The following is a 24,300-nucleotide window of genomic DNA, read 5'->3' as shown; positions in this document are numbered from 1 at the left end:
CTCCACCCACTCCTGCTCCCGCCCGGTGCTCGACAGCGCCGGGCGGAAGCGGGGGGCTTCGCTTCAGGGGACGGCTAGTAGCAGAGGTACGAATCCATCCAGTACGCGTGTTGATCCGACGGCTCCGCGAAGGGCACGGAGATCATGTTGGCGTAGCGGCCCATCGGCGACCAGATGAACCTCAGGGCGGAGGTCGGCGGCACGCAGAGGTAGTTGTCATCCCACCCTGTCGACGCGGGCTCCGAGGGCATGTAGATGCGGGTGCAGCGCATGCCGGAGATCGGCCCGCTCAGGCTCCAGCGCAGGCCGACGTCGCGGTTGGCGCACAGGAAGTTGTCGTTCCACGTGCCCGCCGTATCCGACGGCTCCAGGAGGGCCGTACACGCCTTCCCTGGGATGGCCCCGGCGGAGGAGAACTGAAGCCCCACCGGCACCTCGTGGTAGCAGAGGTAGTTGTCGTCCCAGGTGTAGGGGTCTTCCGCCTCCAGCAACTGGGTGCAGAGCCGGCCCGGGAGCGGACCCGCTTCTGAATAGATGAACATCGCCTCCGCCTCCGGGGGCACGCACAGGTAGTTGTCGTGCCACGCGTTCGCCGCCGGCTCCGTGGTCTCGTGAATCTGGGTGCAGCGCAGGCCTGATATCGGCCCGCTCATGCTCCAGCGCAGGCCGATGTCCTTGTTGGTGCAGAGGTAGTTGTCCCCCCACCCGCCCGCGAGGTCGGCCAGCTCGTTCATCAGCGTGCAGCTCATCCCGGCGATGGGGCCCGACGCGCTGAAGGACATCACCAGGGGCGCTTCCAGGCAGAGATAGTTGTACTCCCACCCATGAGGGTCCTCGGGCTCCTTGAAGTTGACGCACTCCTTGCCCAGCAGAGGTCCCTCACTGGACCAGGTGATGGTGAGCGGCGAGTCGTGGGGGATGCACAGGAATTTCTCGTCCCACCGGCTCGCGAAGCGCTCCCGGCGCTCGTTGACGATGGTGCAACGCATCTCGGGCCTGGGGACGCCCGTCGAGCCATCGTGCCAGACGAAGCCAAGGTCCGTCGGCGAGCACAGGTAATTGTTGCTCCAGCCATACGGGTCCTCGGGCACGGAGATGGCGACGCAGTGCATCCCCGGGATGGGGCCGCTCGCGCTGAAGACCACCCCATGGAAGCTCGTGAACACAGAGGATGTGTCGAGGGGCGAGCCCACCGACAGCACCGCGCCCTCCGCGTGCGCGGGCGGTTCGGTGTCGTCGCCCAAGGCCTGACAACCCATGCCTCCCAGGACACAGAGAAGTCCGAGAACGAACGCTCGATGAACAACGACACGATGGATGGGGATTTGCATCGGAATAATCTGACATAACTGAATTGCAAGTAGCCAGCCGGGCACGCGGGCGCGCGGGGTGACTTCCAGGTTGACCGTCGGAATCGCCCGGCCCTATCTCCGCGTTCCTCCCGCCTTCGGCTGGAGGCACGAAAGCGTGGACCGAATGGCGAGCGGCAACACCCCTTGGGTCGGGGTCATCATGGGCGGCAAGAGCGACCTCGAGTACCTGCAGCCGGGCATCGACGTGCTGAAGGAGCTGGGCATCCCCCACGAGGTGCGGGTGGTCTCCGCGCATCGCACGCCGGACTGGATGATGGAGTACGCGTCCACCGCCGAGTCGCGGGGCCTGTCACTCATCATCGCCGCCGCGGGTGGCGCGGCGCACCTGCCGGGCATGGTGTCCGCGAAGACGCTGCTGCCCGTCATTGGTGTGCCCATGCCCACCACGCTGCTCAACGGCATCGACGCGCTGCTCTCCATCGTCCAGATGCCCAAGGGCGTGCCCGTGGGGACGCAGGCCATCGGCAAACCGGGCGCGGCCAACGCCGCCCTGCACGCCGCGGCCATCCTGGCGCTAAAGTACCCGGAGGTGCGTGAGCGGCTGGCCGCATGGCGCAAGGCGCGCACCGACGAGGTCATGGCGCACCGGGAGCTGTCATGAGCCCTCGCGTGGTGCTCCCCGGGGGAACGATTGGCATCCTCGGCGGGGGGCAGCTCGGGCGGATGATGGCGCTGTCCGCGCGCACGCTCGGCTTCCAGGTGCAGGCGTTGGATCCGGACGCGACGTGCCCCGCGCGCAACGTCGTTGACCGCTGCCTCACCGCGTCCTTCGCGGACATCGCCGCCGCCGAGGAGCTGGCGAAGGGCTGCGACACCGTGACGCTCGAAATCGAGAAGGTGCCGCTGGCCACGCTGGAGGCGGTGGCCCGCCACACGCCCATGCGTCCGGGCGCGTCCGTGCTGCATGTCATCCAGCATCGCGGTCGACAGAAGGGCTGGCTCGCCAAGGGCGGCTTCCCCGTGGGGCCGTGGCGCGAGGCACACTCGGCGGACGAGCTGGCCCAGGCCATCCAGGCGCTGGGAGGCCGGTGCTTCGTGAAGTCCAGCGAGGGCGGCTACGACGGTCGCGGTCAGGTGGAGGTGAAGACGCCCGCCGAGGCCCCCGCCGCGTGGCGCGAGCTGGGTGAGCGCTCCGTCGTGGTGGAAGCCGCGCTGGACCTCCAGTCGGAGCTGTCCGTGCTCGTCGCTCGCAGCCCGAAGGGAGAGCTGGCGGTGTATCCGCCCGCCTTCAACCACCACGAGGAGCGCATCCTCGCGTGGTCGCTGCTGCCGGGCCCGCTGCCGGCCCGAGTCGCCGAGCGCGCCACGGAGCTGGCACGCGACATCACCCAGGCGCTTCAAGTGGAGGGCCTGCTGGTGCTGGAGCTGTTCCTGCTACGCGACGGCACCGTGCTGGTGAACGAGCTGGCGCCGCGTCCGCACAACAGCTTCCACTCGACTGAAGTCGCCTGCCTCACCTCGCAGTTCGAGCAGGCGGTGCGCGCGGCGTGCAACCTGCCCCTGGGCTCGGTGGAGGTGGTGCGTCCGGCGGCCATCGTCAACCTGCTGGGAGACTTGTGGCTGCGCGAAGGCGGTCCCCGATTCGAGGACGCGTTGGCGCTGCCCGGCGTGCGGCTGCACCTGTACGGCAAGCGCGACGCGCGCAAGGGCCGGAAGATGGGGCACCTGTCCGCGGTGGGCACCACGCCCGAGGACGCGCTCGCGCGAGTGAAGGCGGCGGCCGCGGTGCTCGGAGTCTGAGGCCATGAAGACGAACGCCGCGCGGCTGCTCGACTCGTTGGGCGTGAAGTACTCGCTGCGCGACTACGAGGTGGACCCGGAGGACCTCTCCGCGGAGTCGGTGGCCGCCAAGGTGGGCATGCCTCCGGAGCAGGTCTTCAAGACGCTCGTCGCGCGCGGCGACCGCACCGGCGTGCTGATGGCGGTGGTGCCCGGCAACGCGGAGCTGGACCTCAAGGCGCTGGCGCGATTGAGCGGAGACCGCAAGGTGGACACCGTGCCGCTCAAGGAGCTCCAGCCCCTCACCGGCTACGTGCGCGGCGGCTGCACGGCCATCGGCGGCAAGAAGGACTATCCCGTCTACGTCGACGAGACGCTGGAGCTGTTCGACGAGGTGGCCGTTTCAGCGGGCGTGCGCGGCACGCAGCTGGTGCTGGCGCCGTCCGACTACCTGCGGGTGACGAAGGCGAAGGTCGGCCCCATCTCGCGCGACAAGGCCTGAGCGGCCTTCACACCGTCGACCCCTGCTCGGGCATGAAGAGCACCTTGCCGGACGTCATGTCCGCCGAGGCGATGCGCACCGCCTCCCCCGCCGACTCCAGCGGCAGTCGCGCGCGCACGGGCGTCTCCAGCTCGCGTCCCACCAGCGACGGCACGCCCATCAGCGCCTTGAGCTGCTCGCGGCCAAAGCCCCGGCGCGCCCACTCCGAGAGCGCGAAGCCGTCCACCGTCTTGCGCCCGAAGATGACGTCGCCCGGGTCGAAGCGGCACTCCTGCTCCGACAGCGCGCCATACACCGTCACGCGTCCGCCCTCGGGCAGCGCGCTCAACAACTGGCCCGTCAGCCGCCCCGCCACCGCGTCGAAGGCGAGCGACACCTTGAGCTGGTGACACATGAGGCGCAGCCGCTCCTGGAACTCCGGCTCGTCGCTGCTCAACACGTGCTCCGCGCCCAGCCCGCGCAACAGCTCCACCTGCTCCGCGCGCCGCACCACGTGCACCATGGGCACGCCCCGCCGTCGCGCGAGCGCACCCAGCATCCGCCCCACGCTGCTCGCCGCGCCCGTCTGCGCCAGCGCCGCGTGCTCGCCTTCCTTGGCGCGCTCCATCAGCACCCACGCGGTGAAGGGATTGACGAAGAGGCTGGCGCCCTGTTCGAAGGTGATGTGGGCGCGCAGGGGGATGCACTGCTGGAGCGGCACCACCGCGTACTCGGCCCACAGGCCGTCTCCACCCACGGGCGCGACACACGCCACGCGGCGCCCCACCAGGAGCTGCCCGGCCAGACCGCCCGCGGCCACCACCGTGCCGCTGCCCTCGAAGCCCGGCACCGTCGGCAGCTCGTTGCGCAGCCCGTACTGGCCCCGTACGAACTGGAGGTCCGCCGGGTTGATGGGCGACGCCGCCATCCGCACCAGCACCTGCTTCGTGGTGGGCCGGGGCACGGCGCGGCGCTCCACCTGGAGGGACTCCGGCCGCCCGTCATAGGCCTTGAGGACCAGCGCTCGCATCACCACGGGGACAGGGGGGGCTTTCATCCGGCAGACCTTTTAATTCGGCCGCGCGTGAAAGGGGGAGCCCCTTGGCCTCCCTCCGGGTTCGGAGCGTCGATGAACGCCACCATTTTGCAGTTGCACCACCGAGAAGCCTTTGAGCGCACCGTCACGCGTGCCCTCGCCGCGGGGGCCGGCGCGGGCCTGCTCCAGCTCATCACCGCGAGAATCGGCCTGCCACTTCCCCTGGCCTGGCTGGTGCCCGCGGCGGTGGTGCTGGCCTGTGCGCAGGGGGACCGGTGGGACCGCATCCTCCTGGGGGGGCTGGGAGTGGTGCTGACGGCGGTGCCGTATGCGCTGGGGATGGCGCCCGCGTGGACGGTGGCGTGCAGCGCGGCGGCGGCGGGCTCGTTGCTGGTGCGCGCGCGGCTGAGCGAGAAGGGCGTGGAGGGACAGGTGGCGGAGGCTCGCCCCACCCTCGTGCACCTGGGGCTCGGCGCGCTCCTGGGCGCGGGGCTCACCCTGGGCGGCGTGGAGATTGCCCGCGTGTTCTCCGCGCGGCTGGCGGACCTGGCCACGCCCGCGCTGCTCGCGGCGGGCGCGACGGGCGCGATTCTTGGGCTCTTCGTGGGACTGAGCTCGGTGGCCGCGCACCTGGCCCTCACGGCGGACCCCGTGGAGGCGCGCGCCGAGGAGCTGATTCCCCGACTGGCCGGGGACTTCCGGACGCAGTGCGAGCGCGCGCTCGCGCTGTATCGCCAGTGTGGACAGTCGCTCGCGCTGTTGCCGCGAGAGCCCGCGCGCGAGGAGCTGGCCCGCACGTTGGCGCGCATCACCCGTGACGCGGTGGAGCTGGCCTCCGAGTGGGCCGGTGTGGAGGCGCAGCTCGAGGAGCGCGCACAGGCCGAGCTTCAAGCCGAGCGCGAGGAGCTGGAGCGTGGCGCGAAGGCCACCACGGATGCGGTGGCACGGCGGCAGCTGGAAGCGGCGGCGGCCTCTCTCGCGGAGGAGGTCGAGCGGCTGGGCGAGTTGAAGCTGCGTCGTGAGCGAATCCTCGCGAGGCTGCGCGCGGAAGTCGCCCTGCTGGAGCGCGCGCGCGTGGCGCTGCTGTCGCTGCGCAGCGGGCAGGCTCAGCTCAAGGCCGCGGAGCTGTCATCGCTCGCACGTCGCTTCCGCGCGCTGTCATCGGTGCAGTGGGAAGAAGGTCGGAGCCTGGACGCGGTGGCCACCCAGGCGACCCTGGCCCAGGTCCCCGAGCCCATCGCGCCCGTCCAACCCCCTGAGGAGTCGCCTTCCACGGAGGGCGAGATTTCTCGAATTCGTGTCCCATGAGCGGGATTCCCCGGATGTCAGGGGCGACCAAGCCGTGGAGAGACTGTCCACTCGTACGCTCAGTAGGAGTTGTTGCGGTAGTGCGCAGGCATGAACTGTAGACGTGGGTAGCGTCAGGTAACATTTGCCCCGTCATGACCCACCCCCTCGTCCGACAGCCCGGTCTGATTCCCCTCTGGTTGTGGAACGGCTCCGAGCCCGGGGTGACTTCCGCTTTCCAACCGATCGTTGACTTGAGGGATGGCGAGGTCATCGGGCACGAGGTGCTCTCGCGCGGACAGGGAACACTCGAGTCTCCGAACGAGCTGTTCCTGCACGCGCGGGTGTCCGGCTACACGTGGGAGTTGGAGCGTGCGTGCTGGACGTCAGCGCTGCGCCGCATCGCCACGTTGCCGGAGGACCAGCGGCGCGCGCCCTTCTTCTTCAACGTGAGCCCGGACGTGTTGAGCGACCCGCGCTTCGGGGATGGCTCCACGCTGGCGCTGTTGGAGCGACACGGGCTGGGGCCTCGTCATCTGGTGCTGGAGCTGACGGAGAAGGCGGTCATCGAGGACGGGGCGCTGCTCCAGCGACTCACGCGGGAGTGCGCGGAGCTGGGCTTCGGGCTCGCGCTGGATGACTTCGGCGCGGGTCACTCCGGGCTGGTGACGTTGGTGCACTGCGTGCCGCGCTTCATCAAGTTGGACCAGGCGTTGGTGCGGGACATCCACCTGCACGACTACCGGCAGCACCTGGTGAAGTCGTTGGTGGCGTTCTCCTCCAGCGTGGATGCCATCCTCATCGCCGAGGGCGTGGAGACGTGGGAGGAGATGACGGTGCTGCTGCGGCTGGGCATCCGTCACGCGCAGGGCTATCTGCTGGCCCGTCCCGCGCCGGTGCCCGGCCGTCCCACGGAGGCGTTCGAGACGCGACGTCGCGAGGCGATGCGTGCGCTGCTCTTGAGTGAGCGCGCGGATGACAGCACGGTGGGCGGACTGGTGATTCGCCGCGCCACGGTGGATGCGGCGGCGCCGTCCGAGGTGGTGAACACCCTCTTCCGCGATGCGCCACAGGTGGACCACGTGGTGGTGCTGGACGGTTCGCGGCCCAAGGCGCTGGTGACGCGCCGAAGCCTCGCGTCGGGGGCAGGGACGCGGGAGGTCCCGCTGGTGGTCGAGGACCAGATGGCGGTGACGGCGCTCGTCGGGCTGGCGATGGCGCGTACGCCGGAGGCCGTCTACGACCCGGTGGTGGTGACGGACGCCCAGGGCGAATTCCTGGGCACCGTGACGATGAAGCAGTTGATGCTGCGCGCCAGCGAGTTCGTGGAGCGCCACTCGGCGAAGTAGGCCCGCCTCATTCCCACGCGAGGTGGAGTCGACCGTCCTCGAAGATGAGGCCCGCGTCCTCCAGTCCCGTGGAGCCATTCTCCACCCGCGGCAGCACGTTCCTCGGAGGCGCGAGCAGCGTGTCGCGGCCCTTCGTGAACCCCTGCTCGCGGACCAGCACCATGTACGCGCGGCCCAGCGCCACGGCGCGCTCACGCGACGGCGTCAACAGCCACGCGAGGTCCTTGTCGCCTCCAATCGCGGCACGACGCACGGACTTCTCATCCACCGTGCCGCTCGGGAAGAAGCGCGTGAGCAGCTCCTCGTTCGCGCGGAACTCGTCGCCCCCCTTCACTCGCTCGAAATACGTCAGCACCTCCGGCTTCGCGTGGCCCGCCTGCGGCACATCGCGGATGCCGCGCAGGTCTTGATGGCGCCACCCTTCCCCGCCCGGCACCTTGCGCGGGAAGCCGAAGGTCTGGTCCACCGTCACGCCCAGGTTGGTGTGACAGCCCATGCAGAACGCGTGTTCCTCCAGCGTCTGCACGCGCAGGCGGCCCTTCCCGTCCTCGATGAAGCCCTGGAGGCGCCAGCCGAACTCGTTGATGAGCCCCAGCTCGGGCGTGCCCGGAAACGCGGGCAGCCGGTTGCGCATCTTCTTCTCCTGCTCCGCCGCGTAGAAGGCCATCACCTGTTCGCCCGTGTACTCCTCGTCCTTGCGCGAGTAGCGGACCTCCTTCATGCGCGCCGACAACAACGTGGGCGCGTCCGGGTCCACGTACCTCACGGTGTGGAGGAACTCGACGCCGCGCGGGTAGAAGTCCCTGCGCACGGCGACCTTCGCGGCGCCTCCCGCGTACGTCTTCGGCAGGCCGCGCACCTCCTCGACTCCCGCCGTGAGCACGCCGTCCTCGTTCACGTCCACGCCGCCCGAGCGCTCGTCCACCGGCTCCACCCGTCGCCGCGCTCCCGTCACCTCCAGCAGCGCGGGGTCCACCGTCATCGCCGCCTCGAGGATGGCGAGGTTGAGCCGATACACATCCCGCGAGAGCCTTCCGTCGGCGTCGCGTCGGAACGCCTCGGGGAGCCGGATGAAGATGTCGTCCGTGTTTCCATTCGTCGGCCAGAAGGTGCCGAGGAACGGCTTGTAGCGGACCGCGCGCCAGCCGCTTCCGTCGAGCGCGAAGCCCTCCGCGTCGAAGCCTCGCGCGAGGTCCAGGTCCGGCACCCATCCCTTGAAACCTCCGGGACGCTGGAGCAACGACTCGCGCAGGGGGGCGTAGTTGTCCTCGCGGATGTACTCGAGCACCTCGTCATCGGAGATGTCCGCCAGCGCGGCGGTGCGGTCCGCGAAGAGGTTGCTCCACTGGTTCAGCAGACCCACGTCGCTGAAGGCGTAGTCGGCCTGCAGCGACTCGTCGTCCATGACGTTGAAGCCGACGCCGCCGGTGTGGCACGTCCAGCAGGGGTTCGAGATGCCCTCCGTCTTCGTGTAGCACATGGACGGAATGGGAGCCTCGCGGTTGGCCACGGTGCTCCCGCTCGCCAGGGCTTGCGCGAGCGGGTCGAAGGGAGACTCGGGGACGCGCGGCGCGGCGCGCTGTCGCCACACGACTCCCGCGGAGGCAAAGAGACTTCCCAGCGCGAGGCACAGGGCGAGGACGGCCCTGGCGCCTCCCTTCGACATGATGGACATGAGGTGGCGTTCTCCTGGAGGGGCGCGCGACTACGGCCAGACGCTGTAGCTGTCCTCGCCCGGGTGCTGGACGCTGACGAACAGGGTCTTCATGTCCGGGCTGAACGCGGGGCCGGTGGCCTCCGCGTCGCTCGGCATGGACAACACGCGGAAGGCCTTGCGGAAGTACGCGCTCTCCCGATGCGCCGGGTTCTGGTTCAGGTAGTAGATGCCGTCGGCCACCTTGTTGACGCTGAAGTTGCCGTCGGTGCCGAACCAGACGCCGCCGTCACGGTCGATGGCGATGTTGTCCGGCTTGGCCGCGGAGAACTCGGGCGTGACGCTCGTCGCCGCCGTCTCGCCCTTCCACACGCGGAAGAAGGTGAACGTGCGCGAGGTGCCCGGTGCCGCCGTGTTGGCCTCGCGAATGCCGAAGATGGAGCCGACGCGGTCCGTCGCGCGGTTGTCGGTGGCGGCGCGAGCCTTCGTCACCCAGATGCCCTCCGAGTTCCGCGTGGCGGTGGCGACGCGGCCCTGCTGGTCCAGCGACGTGGGGTCACCGTGCTCGGTGAAGGCCACGTACAGGAGCGGCGTGCCGCTGGGGTCCTTCGGGTTCCACTCGAGGTCCTCGGGGCGGTTGAGCTCCATGACGCCGACCTTGTTCGCCGCGGTGAACAGCAGCTTGCGCATCTGGTCGTCGTCGGTGAAGCCGCCGATGGCGTTGTAGCTGGCATCGCGCAGCGCGGTGCCCACCGTCATCGTCGGCTGTCCGAAGGCCTCGCCGTTCGGCGCGAGGTCCGCGCTGTCCAGGCTCAGCGCCACCCAGCGGCCCTGTCCGGGCGCCTGCTCGGTGGGAATCGCTCCGCCCACCAGGGTGTCGCCGGTGCTGTTGTCCAGGCCCGCGAAGTGCGCGGCGTAGAGCGTGCCCTGGTCCAGCAGCGCGCGAGTCTCCGCCTTCGTCATGCCCGCGGTGTACGGACGGCTGGAGACGAACTTGAAGATGCGACCGCCGCGACGGTCATCGCCGCCGTAGATGACGATGGGCTGGCCCGCGAGCAGCTTCCAGTTCGCGTCGACGACGAAGGCCGCGTTCTCCCAGTGGGCGCGGCCCATGATGCCCAGCTTTCGGTGGCCCGCGCCGGGCTTGGACGCGTCCTTGCCGTACCAGAGGTCGGCCGGCTGGCCCGGGTCGATTTCGGTGAGGAAGCCGTAGCCGTCCTTCCGGTGCGACGAGCGCGCGTCGGAGCTGACCATGTCGCCCGACGCGGGAGCCGTGAGGTCCGGCGCGAGGGGAGCACCGGCGGCCATGCCGGGCGCGTTGGGAATCCAGTCGTTCTTCCCGGTCCACAGGCTGCCTTCCGGGTCGCCGTAGACGCCCTGCACGTTCTCCTCACCGGTGAAGATGGTGCCCCACGGCGTCTGTCCGCCGGAGCAGTTGGAGTGGGTGCCGGCGACGACGCCCGCGGGCAGGTCGGCGCCGGAGTCATCGCGGTCCACGCCGGACAGCGTCACGCCGACCACCTTCGCGAGCGTCGCGCTGGAGGCGTCGTAGCGCAGGTTGCTCGCGGTGCGGTCCACGGCCCACTCGCCGGTGGCGGGGTCCTGCACCACGCGCATCCAGGTGCCGCCGACCTGCTTCTTCCATTCCTTGTTGTAGGTGGTGATGGCGTCGTCCTGCCACGAGGTGCCATCCGTGACGGTGTTGGACAGGGCGCCGCTGTTGCGCAGGAAGCGCGCGAAGTCCAGGTGCTGGCCGATGGGCGCGGTGCCAACGCGGGGCTTGGTGCCGGAGATGTACTCGTGGTTGATCCACATCCAGCCGGCGGCGCTGCTCCCCTGGAACTGGGGCGCGTTGTCCTGGGCGGACCAGCCGTCACCGAAGAACGCGATGTAGTCCACGTTGGCGCCGAAGCGCGCGCCCGTCTTGCTGAAGGTGATGGGGTCCATCCACTTGATGACCGTGGAGGAGAACAGGCCGGGCACCGTGCGAATGGAGTCGGTGGAGGCCGGAGACAGGGGGAAGACCATCGGCGTCGGCAGTGAGCCGGCGACCACCTGATTCACGCGAACCTTCACGTACTCCGCGAGGTTCGTGGCGCCGGTGCCCAGGTCTCCACGGAAGGTGAGCGCGATGACGGAGGACAGCGGCGTGCCGGCCTCGACGCCGGGCGCGCGCGTCACGGCGCCGGGGCCGGGCTGTCCTTGGGTACCGGGGCCCGCGGGGCCGGGTTCACCTTCCTCGCCGGGGGTACCATCATTACCAGGGGTGCCGGGCTGACCGTCCGAGCCATCCTGTCCATTGGAGCCGGCGGGGCCCGCGGGACCGGTGTCGCCCTCGCAGGCGGTGATGGCCAAGGTGCTACCGAGAAGCATCGCGCCGGTCGCGAGCCGCAGCAGTCGAGAAGACATGAAGCACTACCTCCAGGGGTTTCGCGTCCGCCACGTGTGGGCGCGGGCGCGAGCGCATCCTGAGGAGCCAGTGTGGCGGCAGCTTGTTCAGTGCGTCACTTCTTCATCACGTCACGCGCGCGCAACGTCACGCGCGAGCAACGGACGTGGCGCTCAGGGCACGATGCTGATGTTCGACACGCCCTCGAACTCCACCTGCGCGCCCTTGCGTACGCCCATCTTCTCCGCCCAGCCCGCTGGCACCTCCAGCACGTACTGACTGGGCGCGCCCACCGAGCGCGAATCCAGCGTCTTCGGCACCGCGCGCGACACCACTCCCGCGATGTGCAGGTCCGAGGTGATGAAGATGATGTCCAGCGAGATGAGCGTGTTGCGCATCCAGAAGCCCTGCATCTCCTGCGTCGGGAAGAGGAACAACATGCCCTTCCCCTCCGCCAGCTCCGTGCGCCACATCAACCCGCGCTGACGCGAGTCCGGCGTGGCCGCCACCTCCACCTCCACCCGATGCACCCCACCGAAGGCATCCTTGAGCCGCACGTGCGCACGCGGCAACGTCGGGCTCACATAGTCCTTCGAGGTGACGTCGGTGACGGGCGGTCGCACGGGGGCCGGAGGCGTGGAAGGCTGTCGGCCCTGCGCTTCCTGCTGGCAGGCACCCAGCAGCAACGCGAGCAGCAGGACCGTGAGCCGACGCGTCGTCTTCATGAATGCTGGGGATGCAGCGGCTTGTTGAGCAGCTTCTCGGTCAGCTCGGGCCCCAGGCTGTCGGACATGAGCCGCTCCACCACCGTCTCGAACTCCACCCGCTGCGAATCACTGCTGTAGATGAAGCGGATGCCCATACCCGGCTCGTCGCCGTCCGCCTTGGACCACACCACCTCGCCCAACAGCTCGAAGGGCGCCTCCCGGTGCGGCACCGTCAGCTTGAAGAGAAACCGCGTGCCGATGGGCAGCGGCTTCTTCGTCTTGATGAACGTGCCACCCTTGCTGATGTTCTTCGTGTAGTCCGCGAAGAACGAGTTGAGCTTCTTGTAGTCGACCTTCAGCTCGATGGGCGCGCGCCCGTGCTGGCGGTGCTCGGGACCTGTCTTCTGTTCGGACATGCGGCTGGGGAGTATAGGGGAGGCCATGGAGCAAGTCCTCACCCGTGCCCGCGCTCTGTTGCGCCGCCCGGCCGTCCTGGCCCCCCTGCTCCTGCTGGCGGGCGGCGGCTCGGCCCTCATCCTCCTCCCCCTCTTCGGAGTGCCAGGCTTCGAGTTGAGCCTCGCCCTGGCCATCGCCGTGGGCCTGCTCGGCGGGGGCCCAGGCGTCGCCGCCGCATTCCAGGAACGCCGCATCATTCTCGGCCAGGAGCCCCGGCCCCCCACCGCGGCCATCCCCCAGAGCCAAGGCGCCGCCGTGGGCCGCGCCCTGGGCACCGCTGTCCTCCTCAATATCGGCGCGCTCGTCCCCCCCTTCCTCGCCTCCACCGTCTTCGCCTGGCTGCGCACCTCGTGCGACCCCTTCGAGCTGGTGGGTTTCTATCCCATGCTCACCCTCCCCTCGGCCGTGCTGGCCTCGGCGTCGGGAGTCCTCTGCGGCTTCAAGGCCCGGCGGCCCTCCCGAGGGGTGGGCCTGCACGTGCTCCTCGTCCTGCTGTCGCTCATCCCCACCGTGTGGCCCATCATCGCGGGCCCCCAGGTCTTCGCCTTCAACCACTTCCTGGGACACCTGCCCGGCCCCCTCTATGACGAGGCCCTGGTGATGACGCCCGCGCTGGGCTGGTTCCGCCTGGAGACGCTCCTGTGGGCGTGGGTGCTGGTGGGGCTCGCCGCCGCGCTGCTGGACCTCGGAACCGGCACCCTGCGTCGCGCCGGCCTGCGTCCCTGGGCGCTGGTGCCGCTCGTGCTCCCCCTGGCCGCCATCCTCTTCCTGGAGGTGAAGGGCCCCCAACTGCGCACGCGCATGACGGACGCCTACCTGGCGGAGACCCTGGGCGGCGTGCGCGACACGGAGCACTTCCGCCTCCACTACCCCCGGGGCAAGGCGCGCGAGGACGTGGACCGGCTGGCCCGCGACATGGAGTTCCGCTGGATGCAGGTCCACCGCTTCCTCGGAGTGGCCCCCACCGAGCGCATCCGCGTGTGGCTCTACCGCAACGAGGAGGAGAAGCAGCGCCTCGTGGGCGCCGGCCGCACCCAGTACGCCAAGCCCTGGCGGTACGAGCTGCACATCCAGGACAAGCCCTTCCCGCACTCCACCCTGCACCACGAGCTGGCGCACGTCATGGCCGCCCCCGCCGGCAGCGGCCCGTTCCGCGTCACGACGCGCCTGGGACTCTGGCCCCTGATGGGCGTCATCGAGGGTTTCGCCGTGGCCGCGGACGGCCCCGCCCAGGGGGACCTCACGCTGCACCAGTGGGCCTCTGGCATGCGCCGCCAGAAGCTCGCCCCGGACATGCGCACGCTGATGGGACCACGCGGCTTCTACCAGTCCGCCCCCGCGCGCGCGTACACCGTGGCCGGCTCCTTCCTGCTGTACCTCGCGGACACGTACGGCGCGGACAAGCTGCGCGCGCTCTACGCCCACGCGGACTTCGAGGACGCCTATGGACGCCCGCTCGACGAGCTCGTCTCGGAGTGGGAGCGCTACGTGGACGCCCTGCCCCTCGACGACACGGCCATCGCCCGGGCCTTCGCGCGCTTCCGCGCCGGCAGCCTCTTCAGCCGCGCCTGCGCCCGCGAAGTCGCCCGCCTCACCGAGTCCGCGCGCGCTTCCCTCGTGGGTGACCCCGAGGACGCGCTGGAGCGCTACAACCGCGCCGCCGCGCTCCAACCCGAGGAGCCTTCCTTCCGCCTGGGCGAAGCCGCCGCGCTCTCCTCCCTGGAGCGCTACGACGAGGCCACCGACGTGCTCTCCACGCTCGCGAGCCAGGTGAAGGCCCAGTCCGTCACGGCGGCCGAGGTCGCCATGGCCCGCGCGGACGTGGAGACCCGACGCCAGCAGCCCGAGCAGGCGCGCAAGTACCTGGACGAGGTCCTCTCCCTGGACGCCACGCCCGAGCTGACGCGCACCGCCCAGGTGAAGCTCGCCGCGCTGGACTCCACCGCGCGACGCGAGGCCATCGACGCGTACTTCCAGTCGACGCGCGAGGAGCTGCGCCTGCTGATGCTGACGCGCGCACTCCAGGCCGTGCCCCATGACGCGTACCTCAACTACCTTCTGGGCCGCCGGCTCCAGCAGGTGGGCTCGCCCGTGCTCGCCGGCGAGTATCTGCAACGTGCGCTGGCGGACGATTCGCTGCCAGAGGCCCTCCGTCGGGAGGCCCTGCGCGTGAAAGTGGAGGCCTCCTACCTCGCCGGAGACTGCGGCGCGGTGCGCCACGAGGTCGGTGTCCTTCCGGACTTCGGCACCGCCTTCAAGGCCACCGCCCAGGAGTGGCAGGAGCGGTGTGATTTCGAGGAGAAGACCTTCCGGGGGCCGCTGGTGCCACGACAGGCTTTCCGCTAGCCGCGCTTTCCGCTAGGCAGGCAGCCCACACAAGGGCGACGAGCCAGGCCATCAGGAGGGAAGCGATGCGGTTCGAGACGAGGCAGCGAATCCAGGGGACGGTGGACGAGGTGGAGCGCGCGCTCCTCGACGAGCGGTACTTCGAGTTCCTCCTCAAGTACCACGGCGTGTTGTTGGAGCTGGCGCCGATTGAGGTGAAGACGGAGGGCGACCTGGTGAAGCGCAAGGTGCGCTACCGCCCCAAGCCGGTCATCGAGAGCATCGGCCCCAAGCGCGTGCCTCCCGAGTGGTTCGCCTTCATCGAGACGTCCACCTACGACAAGCGCCGCAAGGAGCTCACGTTCACCAACACGCCCACGTCGGGCACCATCTCCAAGATGCTGGTGAACACCGGCACCATGCGCTTCCGTGACTTGGGCGCCGGGCAGACCGAGCGGTCGATGGACGGCGAAATCTCCCTCAAGCTGCCCTTCCTGATGAAGCCGCTGGCGCTCATCGGCGAGAAGATCATCCAGGGCGAGGGCCTCAAGATTCTCGACAACGAGATTCCGGTGCTCAACCGGTTCATCTCCGAAGTCATCCGAAAGGGCTGAGGCACGCGGAGTGCAGGTGGGGCCCGGGGAATGGGTTGACTTCTCATCCATTGTCTTCGTAAGGCCCCGCCATGCTCATCCGCTTCCTCGCTGTCTGCGCCCTGTCCCTCCTGGCCGCCTGCGCTCCGAAGCGCATCCCCGGCACTGAAATCGACGACACCTCCGACACGCGGGCCATTTTGTCAGTGATGGAGCAGTACCGGTCTGCCATCGAGGCACGCGACGCGAACGCCATCCAGGCCCTGGTGTCCAAGGACTTCCGCGAGGACGGCGGCACGCCCGGCGACCCCGAGGATGACCTGAACGCGACCAACCTCGTGCCCTACCTGGAGGCGCTCTTCCCGCAGCTCCAGTCGCCCAAGGTGGAGATTGATGTGCGCCGCGTGCAGGTGGGCAAGGAAGTGGCCACCGCCATCTACTACTGGAAGGTGAGCTGGCGCATGCCCAGCCTCACCCCCCGCCCCCAGAAGGAGGCGGAGCTGGAGCAGATGGTGTTCCGGCTGGAAGAGGGCCACTGGCGGATCCTCTCCGGCATCTGAGTCGTCCGGGCGCTTCGGGGCGCGCGCCTTGCGCCCCGAGGGCTCACAGCCCCAGCAGCTTCGCGTAGCCCGAAGGCCCCATCGTCGACAGCGCGCGCGCTCGCGCCAGGTAGGTCCGGTAGTCCTTGCGCACCAGCTTGTCCGCCGGCAGCGGGGACAGGTGGTAGTCGCGGATGCGGCTGGCCGTGAAGCGCACCGCCCCGAAGAGCGCGTGGCCGAAGAGGTTGGCCCGCTCCACGGGCGCCAGCGGCCGGATGTCCTGGTAGCCGCGCACCAGCGCCTGGCACAGGTCGGCAAGGTACGCGCCGCCGTCGAAGCACCACGCGTTCAGGGTGATGACCAGGTCCAACCCGTAGGCCTCGCGACAGGCCATCTCGAAGTCGAAGAAGGCGCCCACGCTGCCGCCCAGCCACTTCACGTTGTCGGTGAAGAGGTCCGCGTGGATGACGCCGAGCGGCTCCAGGCCCTGGCGCTGGGACTCGGCGGTGGCGAGCAGGTGCTCCAGCTCCCCTGCAATCGCGACGAGCGTCGCGTCCGGGTTGCGCGACAGCTCCACCAGCCACCCGCGCACCACGTCCGGTGAGTACGGGTTGGCGCGCGAGCCGCCAAAGGACTGCGTGTCACGGTGCAGCTTGCCCAGCTCCGTGCCCAGCCGCTCCAGGTGCTCGGCGGTGAGGCCCGGGTGGCGCAGCTCCTCACCTGCCAGCCAGCGGAAGACGCTGACCCGCCCGCCCTCCATCTCGACGAAAGTTTCACCATCGCGGGTGGTGAGCTGCACGGGCGAGGGGAAGTGGTGCGCGGCCAGGTGGGCGAGCAGCGCGGACTCGAAGCGCAGGTCGTCCGGGGAGCGCACCGTCGTGTGGCGAACGAAGTAGCGGCCGGAGTCCGTCTCCAACCGGTGGTTGGTGTTGATGGAGCCCTGGGGGATGGGCGTCACGCTCCGCACACTCCCCAGCCCGAAGGTGTCGGCGACACGCGTGAAGACGTCGGGGGACAGCACCGTGTGGACCGCCATTGCTCACTCCTCCCATGCTCGGGGCCCGCTCCATTGACACCTGGGAGGGGCGTACCTAATAGCATCCAACTCCAGCGCGGGGAGATGGGTCCATGGGCACCGACGTTCAGGGCGACTGGAAGCGGCGCGAGAGCTGGAAGAGCGCGCTGACGCAGGTGGCCGTGGTGGCCCTGGTGCTCGCGGGCGCCGTCACCTACTTCGTCCACCGGGGCGCCGTCCGAAAGGAGACGGAGGAGCGCATGCGCGCGGCCCGCTCCGCCGCCCTCCGAGGCAACCCCGCCGACCTCGCTCGCGCCATGGCGGAGCTGGAGACGCTCTTCCAGGTGGACGCCCAGGCCCGCGACGGGCAGGCCCTGGCCGCCGACATCCAGACGGTGCTGTGGCTGGAGCACCACCAGCCCGGCGCCGACGCCAAGGCGCGTGAGTACCTCGCCCGCGCGGAGGAGCTCGACTCCCGCTCCGGCGAACGCTACAGCGCGCGCGCCCTCCACCTGCTCGCGGAGGGAAAGACGGCCGAGGCGGAGAAGTACCTCGCGGACCTTCAAACGCAGGGAGCCAACAGCCCCCGGCTGACGCTGGCCCTGGCCCTCACGCTCCAGGCGAAGGGCGACCTGCCCGGCGCGCGGCAGGCCTTCGCTCGCGCCGCGGAGGGCGCCTACCGGGACACGCGCTTCACCACCGCGTACGCGGAGGCCCTGCTCGCCGAGGGCCAGCACGCCCAGGCGGTGGAGGTGTTCGAGAAGACCACCAGCGTCAACCCGGACCACCTGATGGCGCGGCTCGGCACCGGCCTCGCGTACGTGTACCAGGGCAAGAAGCTGGAGGAGGCGCAGCGCGCGCTCACCGCCGCGTCGGAGAAGGAAGCCGAGCTGACGCCCTCGCTGCGCTCGCGACTGGGCGCGCTGAAGGCGGAGCTGGCGTTGACTCGAGGCGCGGCGGACGAGGCGCTCCAGGAGGCGGACACCGCGCTGAAGGCGGTGCCGGATGACGTCTACGCCCTCTTCGCGCGGGCGCGGGCCCTGTCGGCTCGGAAGGTCCCCGAGGCGAGAGCCGCCTTCGAGGCCGCGGTGGCGAAGCGGCGCACCGCGCCCCTGCTCTACCTGGATGGCGCGCGCAGCCTCCAGGCTTCCGGAGATGCCACCGGCGCGCTGGCCCTGCTCGACGCGTACGAGAGCACGTTCGGCGCCATCCAGGTGGCCTCCGCGGACGGCAAGAAGGTGGGCCTCTTGGAGCAGGACGGCCGCTACTGGCTGGCGCGGGGCGGGCTGCTCGAGGCCGCGGGTCGGCAGGACGACGCGCTCGGCGCCTATGACAAGGCCATCGCCGCGAAGGGCGTGGGCCTGGCGCGAGCGCAGTACGCCAAGGGCGCGCTGCTGGTGCAGCGCAAGGACTACGAGGGTGCGAAGGCGCTGCTGGCCACGGTGGCGCCGGACACGGGCGCGGGCACGCTGCCGGAGGCGTACACCGCCATGGGCGACCTGCTCTTCGCGCAGAACGCGTACGCGGCGGGCTGCCAGCACTACTACTTCGGCCTCGTGCGCGCCCGCTCACAAGGCGCGACGCGCGAGGAGCTGGCCACGCGCATCGACACCGTGAAGAAGGGCCTGGAGTCCTCGGGCCAGGGCGCCATGGCCAAGGCGTGGATGAACGAGACGGGCGTCCTGCTCCAGTAGCGCCGCTCTCGACTAGAGCAACTCCGACGCCTCCAGCGGACGATACTTGGCGCGGACCATGCGCCACTCACCGTCGGTCTCCTTCTCGAACGTGCCTTCGATGAGGTACGCGTTGAGCACGCTGTCCGCCGCCAGGTCCTTCAGGTTGTCCGCCTGGGAGCGCCCGAAGATGAAGCGGGCCTGGAAGTCGCCCTGCGAGGGCGAGACTTCGTGCACCTCCAGGTTCGTCGTGAAGATGCGGACCCACTGGCCGCGCAGCACCTGGCCCGTGAGCACGCCCCGGACCTGCCGGTTGTCCCAGCCGCCGTCCGTCTTGAAGCGCTCGGACACGCCCTCCATGACCCCGGAGATATCCTTCTGCTCCGCGGCGCGCGTCATGGTGATGACCTGCCGGGTGATGGCCTCCGGGACGCCCGGCTCCCGGCGCGGCCAGAAGAAGAGCACCGCACCGGCCGTGACGAGCGCCAGCGCCACCCCCGCCACCTTCGAACGCGACAACATCACGATGAGCTCCTCACGCCGCCTCGGTCTCGAGCACCAGCTCGTCCGCGTCGATGATCTCCAGCGGCCGGAGCGCCTCGCCAATCTGCTTCAGGCGGCGTTCCGAAAGCTGCTCCAGGTACGTGCGGATGTGAGGGAAGGTCCGGACCAGCTCGTGGAACGCGTTGCGCTCCAGGTAGGCCGCCGCCGTCTTGCGCGTGGCCGCCACGGTGGCGGACGCGCGCAGGCCCGACAGCAGGGAGATTTCCCCTGCCACGTCGCCCTCGCGCAGCACGCCCAGCGTCACCGTGCCGCCCGCCGGGTCCTCCTTCTGCACCACCAGCTCTCCGGCCAGGACGAGGAACAGGCCCGGCGAGTGCTCGCCCTCCACCAGCACCTTCTCGTTCGCCTGGAGCGCGCGGAAGGAGAAGCGCTGGAGCATCGCCCCGCGCTCGGACTCCGGCAGCGTCTGGAACATGGGCGAGGTCGCCATGAGGTTTCGCGCCATGCGCTGCTGCGCGAAGTCCGCGAGAATCTGCGGGACGGCCGGGTGACTCTTGGCCACCGCGTTGAGGTGCTCACGGCGAATCTCGAAGACCTCCGTGTCGGACACGGCGGACACCGTCGCGGTGGGAGTCGCGCCCGTCAGCAGGGCAATCTCGCCGAAGATGGAGCCGCCGCCGAGGAAGCCCAGCGTCCTCGCCTCGCCGTCCATCTGCCGCGTCACCTCGGCCTTGCCCGCGACGAGCACGTAGAGGTGGTCGGTCGGCTCGCCCTCGCGGCTCACCACCTCCTCGGGCCGCACCCGGCGCCAGGCCATGAGGACCACCAGGTCGATGAAGGCCTCGCGGTCCAGGTCGGCGAACAACGGCAGCGGGGGCCGGCTGTTGGGGTCCGCCGAGCCGCCCGGGTCCGGCGCGGCCAGCACCTCGATGGCGCGGTTGGACAGCTCCTCGCCGACGAGGCCCATCAGGTCCGTCTCCACCTTGCCGTCGTACAGCGTCTCCGGCGGCAGCGGCGGGGGCACGGCGGCGCGACCCGGGGCGCTGCGCACCGCGCGCGAGTGGACGCGAATCAACGTGTCCTTCAGGCGCCGCTCGTTGGGCGCCAGGTCCAGGGCCTGCTTGCACGCGGCCATGGCGGACAGCAGGTAGTCGCGGCGCAACAGGCCCTCCGCGCACGCGTGGTACGACGTGACGGCGCGCTCACGCTCGCCCAGCTCCGCCAGACACCGGGCCGCCATCATCCGCGAGCGGTGGTCCGCGGGGACGCGACGTACGGCCTCCGCGAACACGGCGAGGGCGCGCTCGAACTGGCGCTCCTCGATGAGGTCCATTCCGAGTTCACGCAGCGACGACTCGCTCATCCCATCCCTCCACGAACCTTCGTTGTTGAGGCAGGGCCGCTCACGGCTGCATCTCGCTCAAGTACATCTCGGCCTTGCGCTTCGTATCCGAGCCGTCGGGCGCTGTCTCGATGACAATCTTGAACTTCACCGCCGCGGACGCGGGGTCCCTGTCGCGCTCGATATATGCGCGCATGTAGAGCTCCTCCACCTTCTTCTGCAGCTCGTCCAGGCCGTCGCGGGCCCGCCGGTCCCCGGGGTTGAGCCGCAGGGCCTCGCGGAAGTTCATCCCCGCGCCCGCCAGGTCGCCCTTCTTCAGCGCGGCCTGTCCCGCCGCCAGCGCCGCCGACGCGAGCTGTTCATCCAGCGTGTTGCCCAGCGAGCCCTGGAAGCCAATCTGACGGTACAGCTCCGCCGCCCGACGCAGGGGCTTGGACGCGGACTCCAGCGCGTTGGACGCCAGCTTCTTCTGCGCGTCGTCCAGCGAGCGCTGGAACTGGGGGATGAGCGTCTTCAACTGGCGCGCCCTATCCTTCACGTCCTTCTCCGTCTTGTACTTCTCCGTGACACGGTCGCACTCGAGCACCGCGCGCGTGTAGTCCCCGCCATTGAAGCGGCGCTCCACGTCGGTGAAGGCCTCCTCGAGGAAGAGCTTGCGCTGCTCCTTGGCGTTCATCGCGGCGCGCTCGCGGTTGGCCCGGTCCCTGCGCGCGCCGTCCGCGGACTCCTTCGCCAGCTCCGCCTCCAGGTCCAGGAGCTTCTGCGAGTAGGCCGGCCGGTTCAGGTCCGGCACCCGCGGCAGCAGCGGCCGGGCCGCCTCCGGGTCCCGAGCCGCGAGCGCCTCCTCCATCTGCTGGATGCGATACGCGGCGTCCTTCTCCTCCAGCTCCGTCTCCAGCTTGCGGCGGATGTCGTCCATCTTGGCCGTGCCCTGCGGCGCGGCCTCCAGCTTCGCGCGAGCCTCGTCGAACTGATTGGCCGTCATCAGCGCGCGCACGTTGTCGAAGGCCTGGATGACCTCCAGTTGCTTGCTCGCCGCCCGGCCCAGGCCTTCCTCGTCCGCGCCCGGCCGCAGCTTCTCCGCCTCTTCGACGAGCCGCACCGCGTTGGCGTAGTCATCCGCCCGCACCGCCTCGCGCGCCTTCTGCATCAGGAGCTTCGCGCGATCGATGTTCGGGTCCACCGGAGGAGGCGGCGGAGGCGCCGAGGGGCTGAACAAGAGGCCCATCATCAGCAACACCACCACGCCGCCGCCCACGCCGATGAGCAGCTTCGTCTTCGAGTTCGCCCCACCGCCCGTGACGGCGCTCCTGGGAGGCGGCCGGGGACGGGGGATGGCGATGGCGCCCTTGCCCTTGTTGTTCGTCCCCTTGTCCTGGAGGGACTCCGGCACGCGGTAGTTGGCGTTGGTCATCTCGTTCAGCCGGGGATCATTCGGATCCACGTCTGTACCCCGCGCCGCGCCCGCCGCCTTCCGGGCTTCATCCTTCTCCTTGGCGGCCTCCTCGCGCTCGCGCTTCTCCTCCGCCTCTCGCGCCTCCGCCTGGGCGCGCATCTCCTTGATCTGCTCCGCCTCGTCCACGAAGCGCAGGCGCGTCTTCCCCATGGCGATTTCGTCGCCGTGCTTGAGGAGGCACTCGTCCACGCGCTGATCATTCACCTGGGTGCCGGAGATGCTGCCCAGATCCCGCATCGCCACGCCGGCCTGGCCGTAGACGAGCTCCAGGTGCCGACGCGACACCGACTGGTCGTCGAGCACGAAGTCGCAGTCCTTGCCGCGCCCCACCACCATCCGCACGCCCTGGAAGCGCTTCTTGCGCCCCCGGTCCGGCCCCGCCAGCACCAGCATCTGCACCGGCGGGCCCGCGCGCGTGGACTCGGAGTTGTCGTCATCGTCGTCGCGGCGCGCCTCTTCCTCGCGCGACTCGGGTACGGCGCCCACGCGCGTCTCGTCCGTGCGGGAGCGCGGAGGCTGCGCGTCACCGTACAGCTCCGGGTTCGCGGGGCCATCGGGGCCATCGGGGCCATCATCCCCGGAGGGAGGTGCGGCGAAATCCTCGTCGGCGGGCGACGCCTCGCGCGGAGGGCGAGCCCGGGCTGACGGCTTCGCCGATGGAGAGTCCGCCCCCGCGTCACCGCCGGAACGGCCGGCGCCAGCGCGAGGAGTGGATGGAGGACGAGCAGGCATGGGGTGGGGTCCAGGTTCGAAACGCTCGGCATCTTAAAGCGGCGCACCCACGGTGGGAATGCGACAGGCCCGCCTCTGGGGAAAGAACGGGGGCCATTGTCCGTTGCTCCGGGAGATTTCCCCTCCTATGTAGGTTTCCACACCCCCAACGCTTCACCGAGGGAGTTTCCGAATGCCCCGAGCGTCCGCGCCGACCCGACGCGCCCCTTCTTCCCAGCTCGCCCCCCCGGCGGTCCGGCAGCCCTCGCCCGCCCCCCTGCTGCCCCAGGCGCTGCTCGAGCGCCTGCTGGCGGTGGCCATGGAGCGCGGGGGTGACTTCGCGGAGGTCTACGTGGAGCGCACCCACAGCACCAGCGTGGCGCTGGAGGAGTCGCGAATCAAAAGCGCGCAGACGGGCCTGGTCCAGGGCGTGGGCGTGCGGGTCATCTCCGGCGGCAAGGTGGGCTACGCCTTCTCCGACGACTGGGACGAGCCGGCGCTGCTGCGGGCCGCCTCCACGGCGGCGATGATTGCCCAGGGCCAGGGCTCGGAGCGGTCCTTCCCGGTCTCCCGCGTCGCGGTGCCCAGCCACTACCGCGTTCCCACCCCGCTGTCGGATGTGGAGGTGTCACTCAAGGCGTCCCTGCTGACGCGCGCGGACCAGGCGGCGCGGGCCTTCGACTCGCGGGTGACGCAGGTCAACGGCGTCTACGTGGACCAGACGCGGCGAATCGCGGTGGCCAACACGGAGGGCCGCTACTCCGAGGACACCCAGGACCTGTGCCGCATGTCCATCCAGGTGGTGGCGCAGGGCAAGAAGAACGAGCGGAGCACGGGCTCGTACGGCGGCGGCGGCCGGGTGCCGTTCACCCACTGGGCCACCTTCCCGCCGGAGGACGTGGGGCGTGAGGCGGCGCGGCAGGCGGTGGCGACCATCGGCGCGGTGGACTGCGCGGCGGGCCCGCAGACGGTGGTGCTGGCGCCCGGCTGGAGCGGCATCCTCCTGCACGAGGCGGTGGGCCACGGCCTGGAGGCGGACTTCATCCGCAAGGGCACGTCGCTGTTCGCCGGCAAACTGGGAGAGAAGGTCGCCTCCGAGCTCGTCACCGTCATCGACGACGGCACGGTGTCCAGCGGGCGCGGCTCCATCAACATCGACGATGAGGGCACTCCGGGCGAGCGCAAGGTCCTCATCGAGAACGGGGTGCTCAAGGGCTACCTCTACGACACCCTCAACGCGAAGCTGATGGGGCAGCGCTCCACGGGCAGCGGGCGGCGCGAGTCCTTCCGGCACCTGCCCATTCCGCGCATGACGAACACGTTCCTCGCGCCGGGCAACCACCACCCCGGCGACATCCTCAAGGAGGTGAAGCGCGGGCTGTACTGCGCGACCTTCGGCGGAGGACAGGTGGACATCAGCAACGGCAACTTCGTCTTCGAGGTGAGCGAGGCGTACCAGATTGAAGACGGCAAGCTGGGCCGTCCGGTGAAGAACGCCATCCTCATCGGCGTGGGGCCGGAGGCGCTGAAGAACGTGTCCCGCGTGGGGAATGACCCGCAGCCAGACCCGGGCATGGGCGTGTGCGGGAAGAACGGGCAGTCGATACCGGTGGGCGTGGGACTGCCCACGGTGCGCATCGACAACGTCACCGTCGGCGGAACCCAGGTCGGTTGAGAGAGAGCGCCAGACA

The 24,300-nt window shown here is 70.0% G+C and carries 20 protein-coding genes; 10 read left to right on the top strand and 10 right to left on the bottom strand.

The genetic code is table 11. The features are described from left to right. Positions 1 to 74: 74 nt before the first annotated feature. Positions 75 to 1,259: a hypothetical protein gene (locus G4D83_RS28720; RefSeq protein ID WP_163868039.1), complete on the bottom strand. Its 1,185-nt coding sequence runs from the start codon at positions 1,257 to 1,259 to the stop codon at positions 75 to 77. Positions 1,260 to 1,476: 217 nt separating this feature from the next. On the opposite strand from G4D83_RS28720, the gene purE reads away from it, so the two are divergent. From purE to ybaK, 3 genes are read left to right on the top strand one after another with little or no spacing between them, the layout of a single operon-like run. Further along, positions 1,477 to 1,974, top strand: coding sequence for a 5-(carboxyamino)imidazole ribonucleotide mutase (gene purE, locus G4D83_RS28715; RefSeq protein WP_141647982.1), 498 nt, complete (start codon positions 1,477 to 1,479; stop codon positions 1,972 to 1,974). Further along, a complete protein-coding gene (gene purK, locus G4D83_RS28710) occupies positions 1,971 to 3,113 on the top strand; it encodes a 5-(carboxyamino)imidazole ribonucleotide synthase (protein WP_163868038.1) in 1,143 nt (380 codons plus the stop codon). Before purE ends, purK begins: the two co-directional genes overlap by 4 nt. Positions 3,114 to 3,117: 4 nt before the next feature. Beyond that, on the top strand, positions 3,118 to 3,594 hold the full coding sequence (gene ybaK / locus G4D83_RS28705) for a Cys-tRNA(Pro) deacylase (protein WP_163868037.1): 477 nt from the start codon (positions 3,118 to 3,120) through the stop codon (positions 3,592 to 3,594). A gap of 7 nt (positions 3,595 to 3,601) precedes the next feature. On the opposite strand, the gene G4D83_RS28700 is transcribed toward ybaK, so the two are convergent. Continuing rightward, the gene (locus tag G4D83_RS28700) at positions 3,602 to 4,630 is read right to left on the bottom strand and encodes a zinc-binding dehydrogenase (RefSeq protein WP_176436404.1); all 1,029 of its coding nucleotides are present in this window, start codon (positions 4,628 to 4,630) and stop codon (positions 3,602 to 3,604) included. Between the two features lie 72 nt (positions 4,631 to 4,702). Here G4D83_RS28700 and G4D83_RS28695 point away from each other — a divergent pair, with 72 nt between their 5' ends. Both G4D83_RS28695 and G4D83_RS28690 read left to right on the top strand, forming a co-directional pair. Then, positions 4,703 to 5,917, top strand: a complete 1,215-nt coding sequence (locus G4D83_RS28695) for a hypothetical protein (RefSeq protein WP_163868036.1) — start codon at positions 4,703 to 4,705, stop codon at positions 5,915 to 5,917. 203 nt (positions 5,918 to 6,120) lie between these two features. Further along, positions 6,121 to 7,245 carry an EAL domain-containing protein gene (locus G4D83_RS28690; protein ID WP_240356703.1) on the top strand — a complete coding sequence of 375 codons (1,125 nt, stop codon included), beginning with the start codon at positions 6,121 to 6,123 and terminating at the stop codon, positions 7,243 to 7,245. Positions 7,246 to 7,252: 7 nt separating this feature from the next. Here the strand turns inward: G4D83_RS28690 and G4D83_RS28685 are convergent, their stop codons facing one another. The 4 genes from G4D83_RS28685 to plpQ form a co-directional block, all read right to left on the bottom strand. Beyond that, a complete protein-coding gene (locus G4D83_RS28685; protein WP_163868034.1) occupies positions 7,253 to 8,920 on the bottom strand; it encodes a hypothetical protein in 1,668 nt (555 codons plus the stop codon). A 30-nt stretch (positions 8,921 to 8,950) separates the two neighbouring features. Further along, positions 8,951 to 11,308, bottom strand: a complete 2,358-nt coding sequence (locus tag G4D83_RS28680) for an alkaline phosphatase PhoX (protein ID WP_163868033.1) — start codon at positions 11,306 to 11,308, stop codon at positions 8,951 to 8,953. A 153-nt stretch (positions 11,309 to 11,461) separates the two neighbouring features. Further along, positions 11,462 to 12,013 carry a DUF192 domain-containing protein gene (locus G4D83_RS28675; RefSeq protein ID WP_163868032.1) on the bottom strand — a complete coding sequence of 184 codons (552 nt, stop codon included), beginning with the start codon at positions 12,011 to 12,013 and terminating at the stop codon, positions 11,462 to 11,464. Beyond that, a complete protein-coding gene (gene plpQ, locus G4D83_RS28670) occupies positions 12,010 to 12,411 on the bottom strand; it encodes a motility regulator PlpA (RefSeq protein WP_163868031.1) in 402 nt (133 codons plus the stop codon). Before plpQ ends, G4D83_RS28675 begins: the two co-directional genes overlap by 4 nt. A 25-nt stretch (positions 12,412 to 12,436) precedes the next feature. Between plpQ and G4D83_RS28665 the strand changes: the two genes are divergently transcribed. The 3 genes from G4D83_RS28665 (at position 12,437) to G4D83_RS28655 (ending at position 15,929) form a co-directional block, all read left to right on the top strand. Next, positions 12,437 to 14,797, top strand: coding sequence for a hypothetical protein (locus G4D83_RS28665; RefSeq protein ID WP_205522731.1), 2,361 nt, complete (start codon positions 12,437 to 12,439; stop codon positions 14,795 to 14,797). A 65-nt stretch (positions 14,798 to 14,862) separates the two neighbouring features. Further along, positions 14,863 to 15,390 carry an SRPBCC family protein gene (locus G4D83_RS28660; RefSeq protein WP_141647394.1) on the top strand — a complete coding sequence of 176 codons (528 nt, stop codon included), beginning with the start codon at positions 14,863 to 14,865 and terminating at the stop codon, positions 15,388 to 15,390. A 71-nt stretch (positions 15,391 to 15,461) separates the two neighbouring features. Next, a complete protein-coding gene (locus G4D83_RS28655; RefSeq protein ID WP_163868029.1) occupies positions 15,462 to 15,929 on the top strand; it encodes a nuclear transport factor 2 family protein in 468 nt (155 codons plus the stop codon). Between the two features lie 43 nt (positions 15,930 to 15,972). Here the strand turns inward: G4D83_RS28655 and G4D83_RS28650 are convergent, their stop codons facing one another. After that, positions 15,973 to 16,944 (bottom strand): homoserine kinase, encoded by a 972-nt coding sequence (locus G4D83_RS28650; RefSeq protein WP_163868028.1) that lies wholly within the window; start codon positions 16,942 to 16,944, stop codon positions 15,973 to 15,975. Positions 16,945 to 17,036: 92 nt separating this feature from the next. Between G4D83_RS28650 and G4D83_RS28645 the strand changes: the two genes are divergently transcribed. After that, on the top strand, positions 17,037 to 18,617 hold the full coding sequence (locus G4D83_RS28645) for a tetratricopeptide repeat protein (RefSeq protein WP_163868027.1): 1,581 nt from the start codon (positions 17,037 to 17,039) through the stop codon (positions 18,615 to 18,617). Positions 18,618 to 18,629: 12 nt separating this feature from the next. On the opposite strand, the gene G4D83_RS28640 is transcribed toward G4D83_RS28645, so the two are convergent. The 3 genes from G4D83_RS28640 to G4D83_RS28630 are packed head-to-tail and all read right to left on the bottom strand — an operon-like array spanning position 18,630 to position 22,630. Further along, positions 18,630 to 19,124: a hypothetical protein gene (locus G4D83_RS28640; protein ID WP_176436407.1), complete on the bottom strand. Its 495-nt coding sequence runs from the start codon at positions 19,122 to 19,124 to the stop codon at positions 18,630 to 18,632. Between the two features lie 7 nt (positions 19,125 to 19,131). Then, positions 19,132 to 20,463, bottom strand: coding sequence for a cyclic nucleotide-binding domain-containing protein (locus G4D83_RS28635; RefSeq protein ID WP_163868025.1), 1,332 nt, complete (start codon positions 20,461 to 20,463; stop codon positions 19,132 to 19,134). 40 nt (positions 20,464 to 20,503) lie between these two features. Next, the gene (locus G4D83_RS28630) at positions 20,504 to 22,630 is read right to left on the bottom strand and encodes an FHA domain-containing protein (RefSeq protein WP_163868024.1); all 2,127 of its coding nucleotides are present in this window, start codon (positions 22,628 to 22,630) and stop codon (positions 20,504 to 20,506) included. Positions 22,631 to 22,802: 172 nt separating this feature from the next. Between G4D83_RS28630 and G4D83_RS28625 the strand changes: the two genes are divergently transcribed. After that, positions 22,803 to 24,284 carry a TldD/PmbA family protein gene (locus G4D83_RS28625; protein ID WP_163868023.1) on the top strand — a complete coding sequence of 494 codons (1,482 nt, stop codon included), beginning with the start codon at positions 22,803 to 22,805 and terminating at the stop codon, positions 24,282 to 24,284. Positions 24,285 to 24,300 lie beyond the last annotated feature (16 nt).

This window comes from Myxococcus eversor, from assembly GCF_010894455.1.
In the GTDB taxonomy this organism is placed as follows: domain Bacteria; phylum Myxococcota; class Myxococcia; order Myxococcales; family Myxococcaceae; genus Myxococcus; species Myxococcus eversor.
Note: the sequence above shows the minus strand (reverse complement) of the source record. Positions and strands in the feature narration are given on the sequence as shown.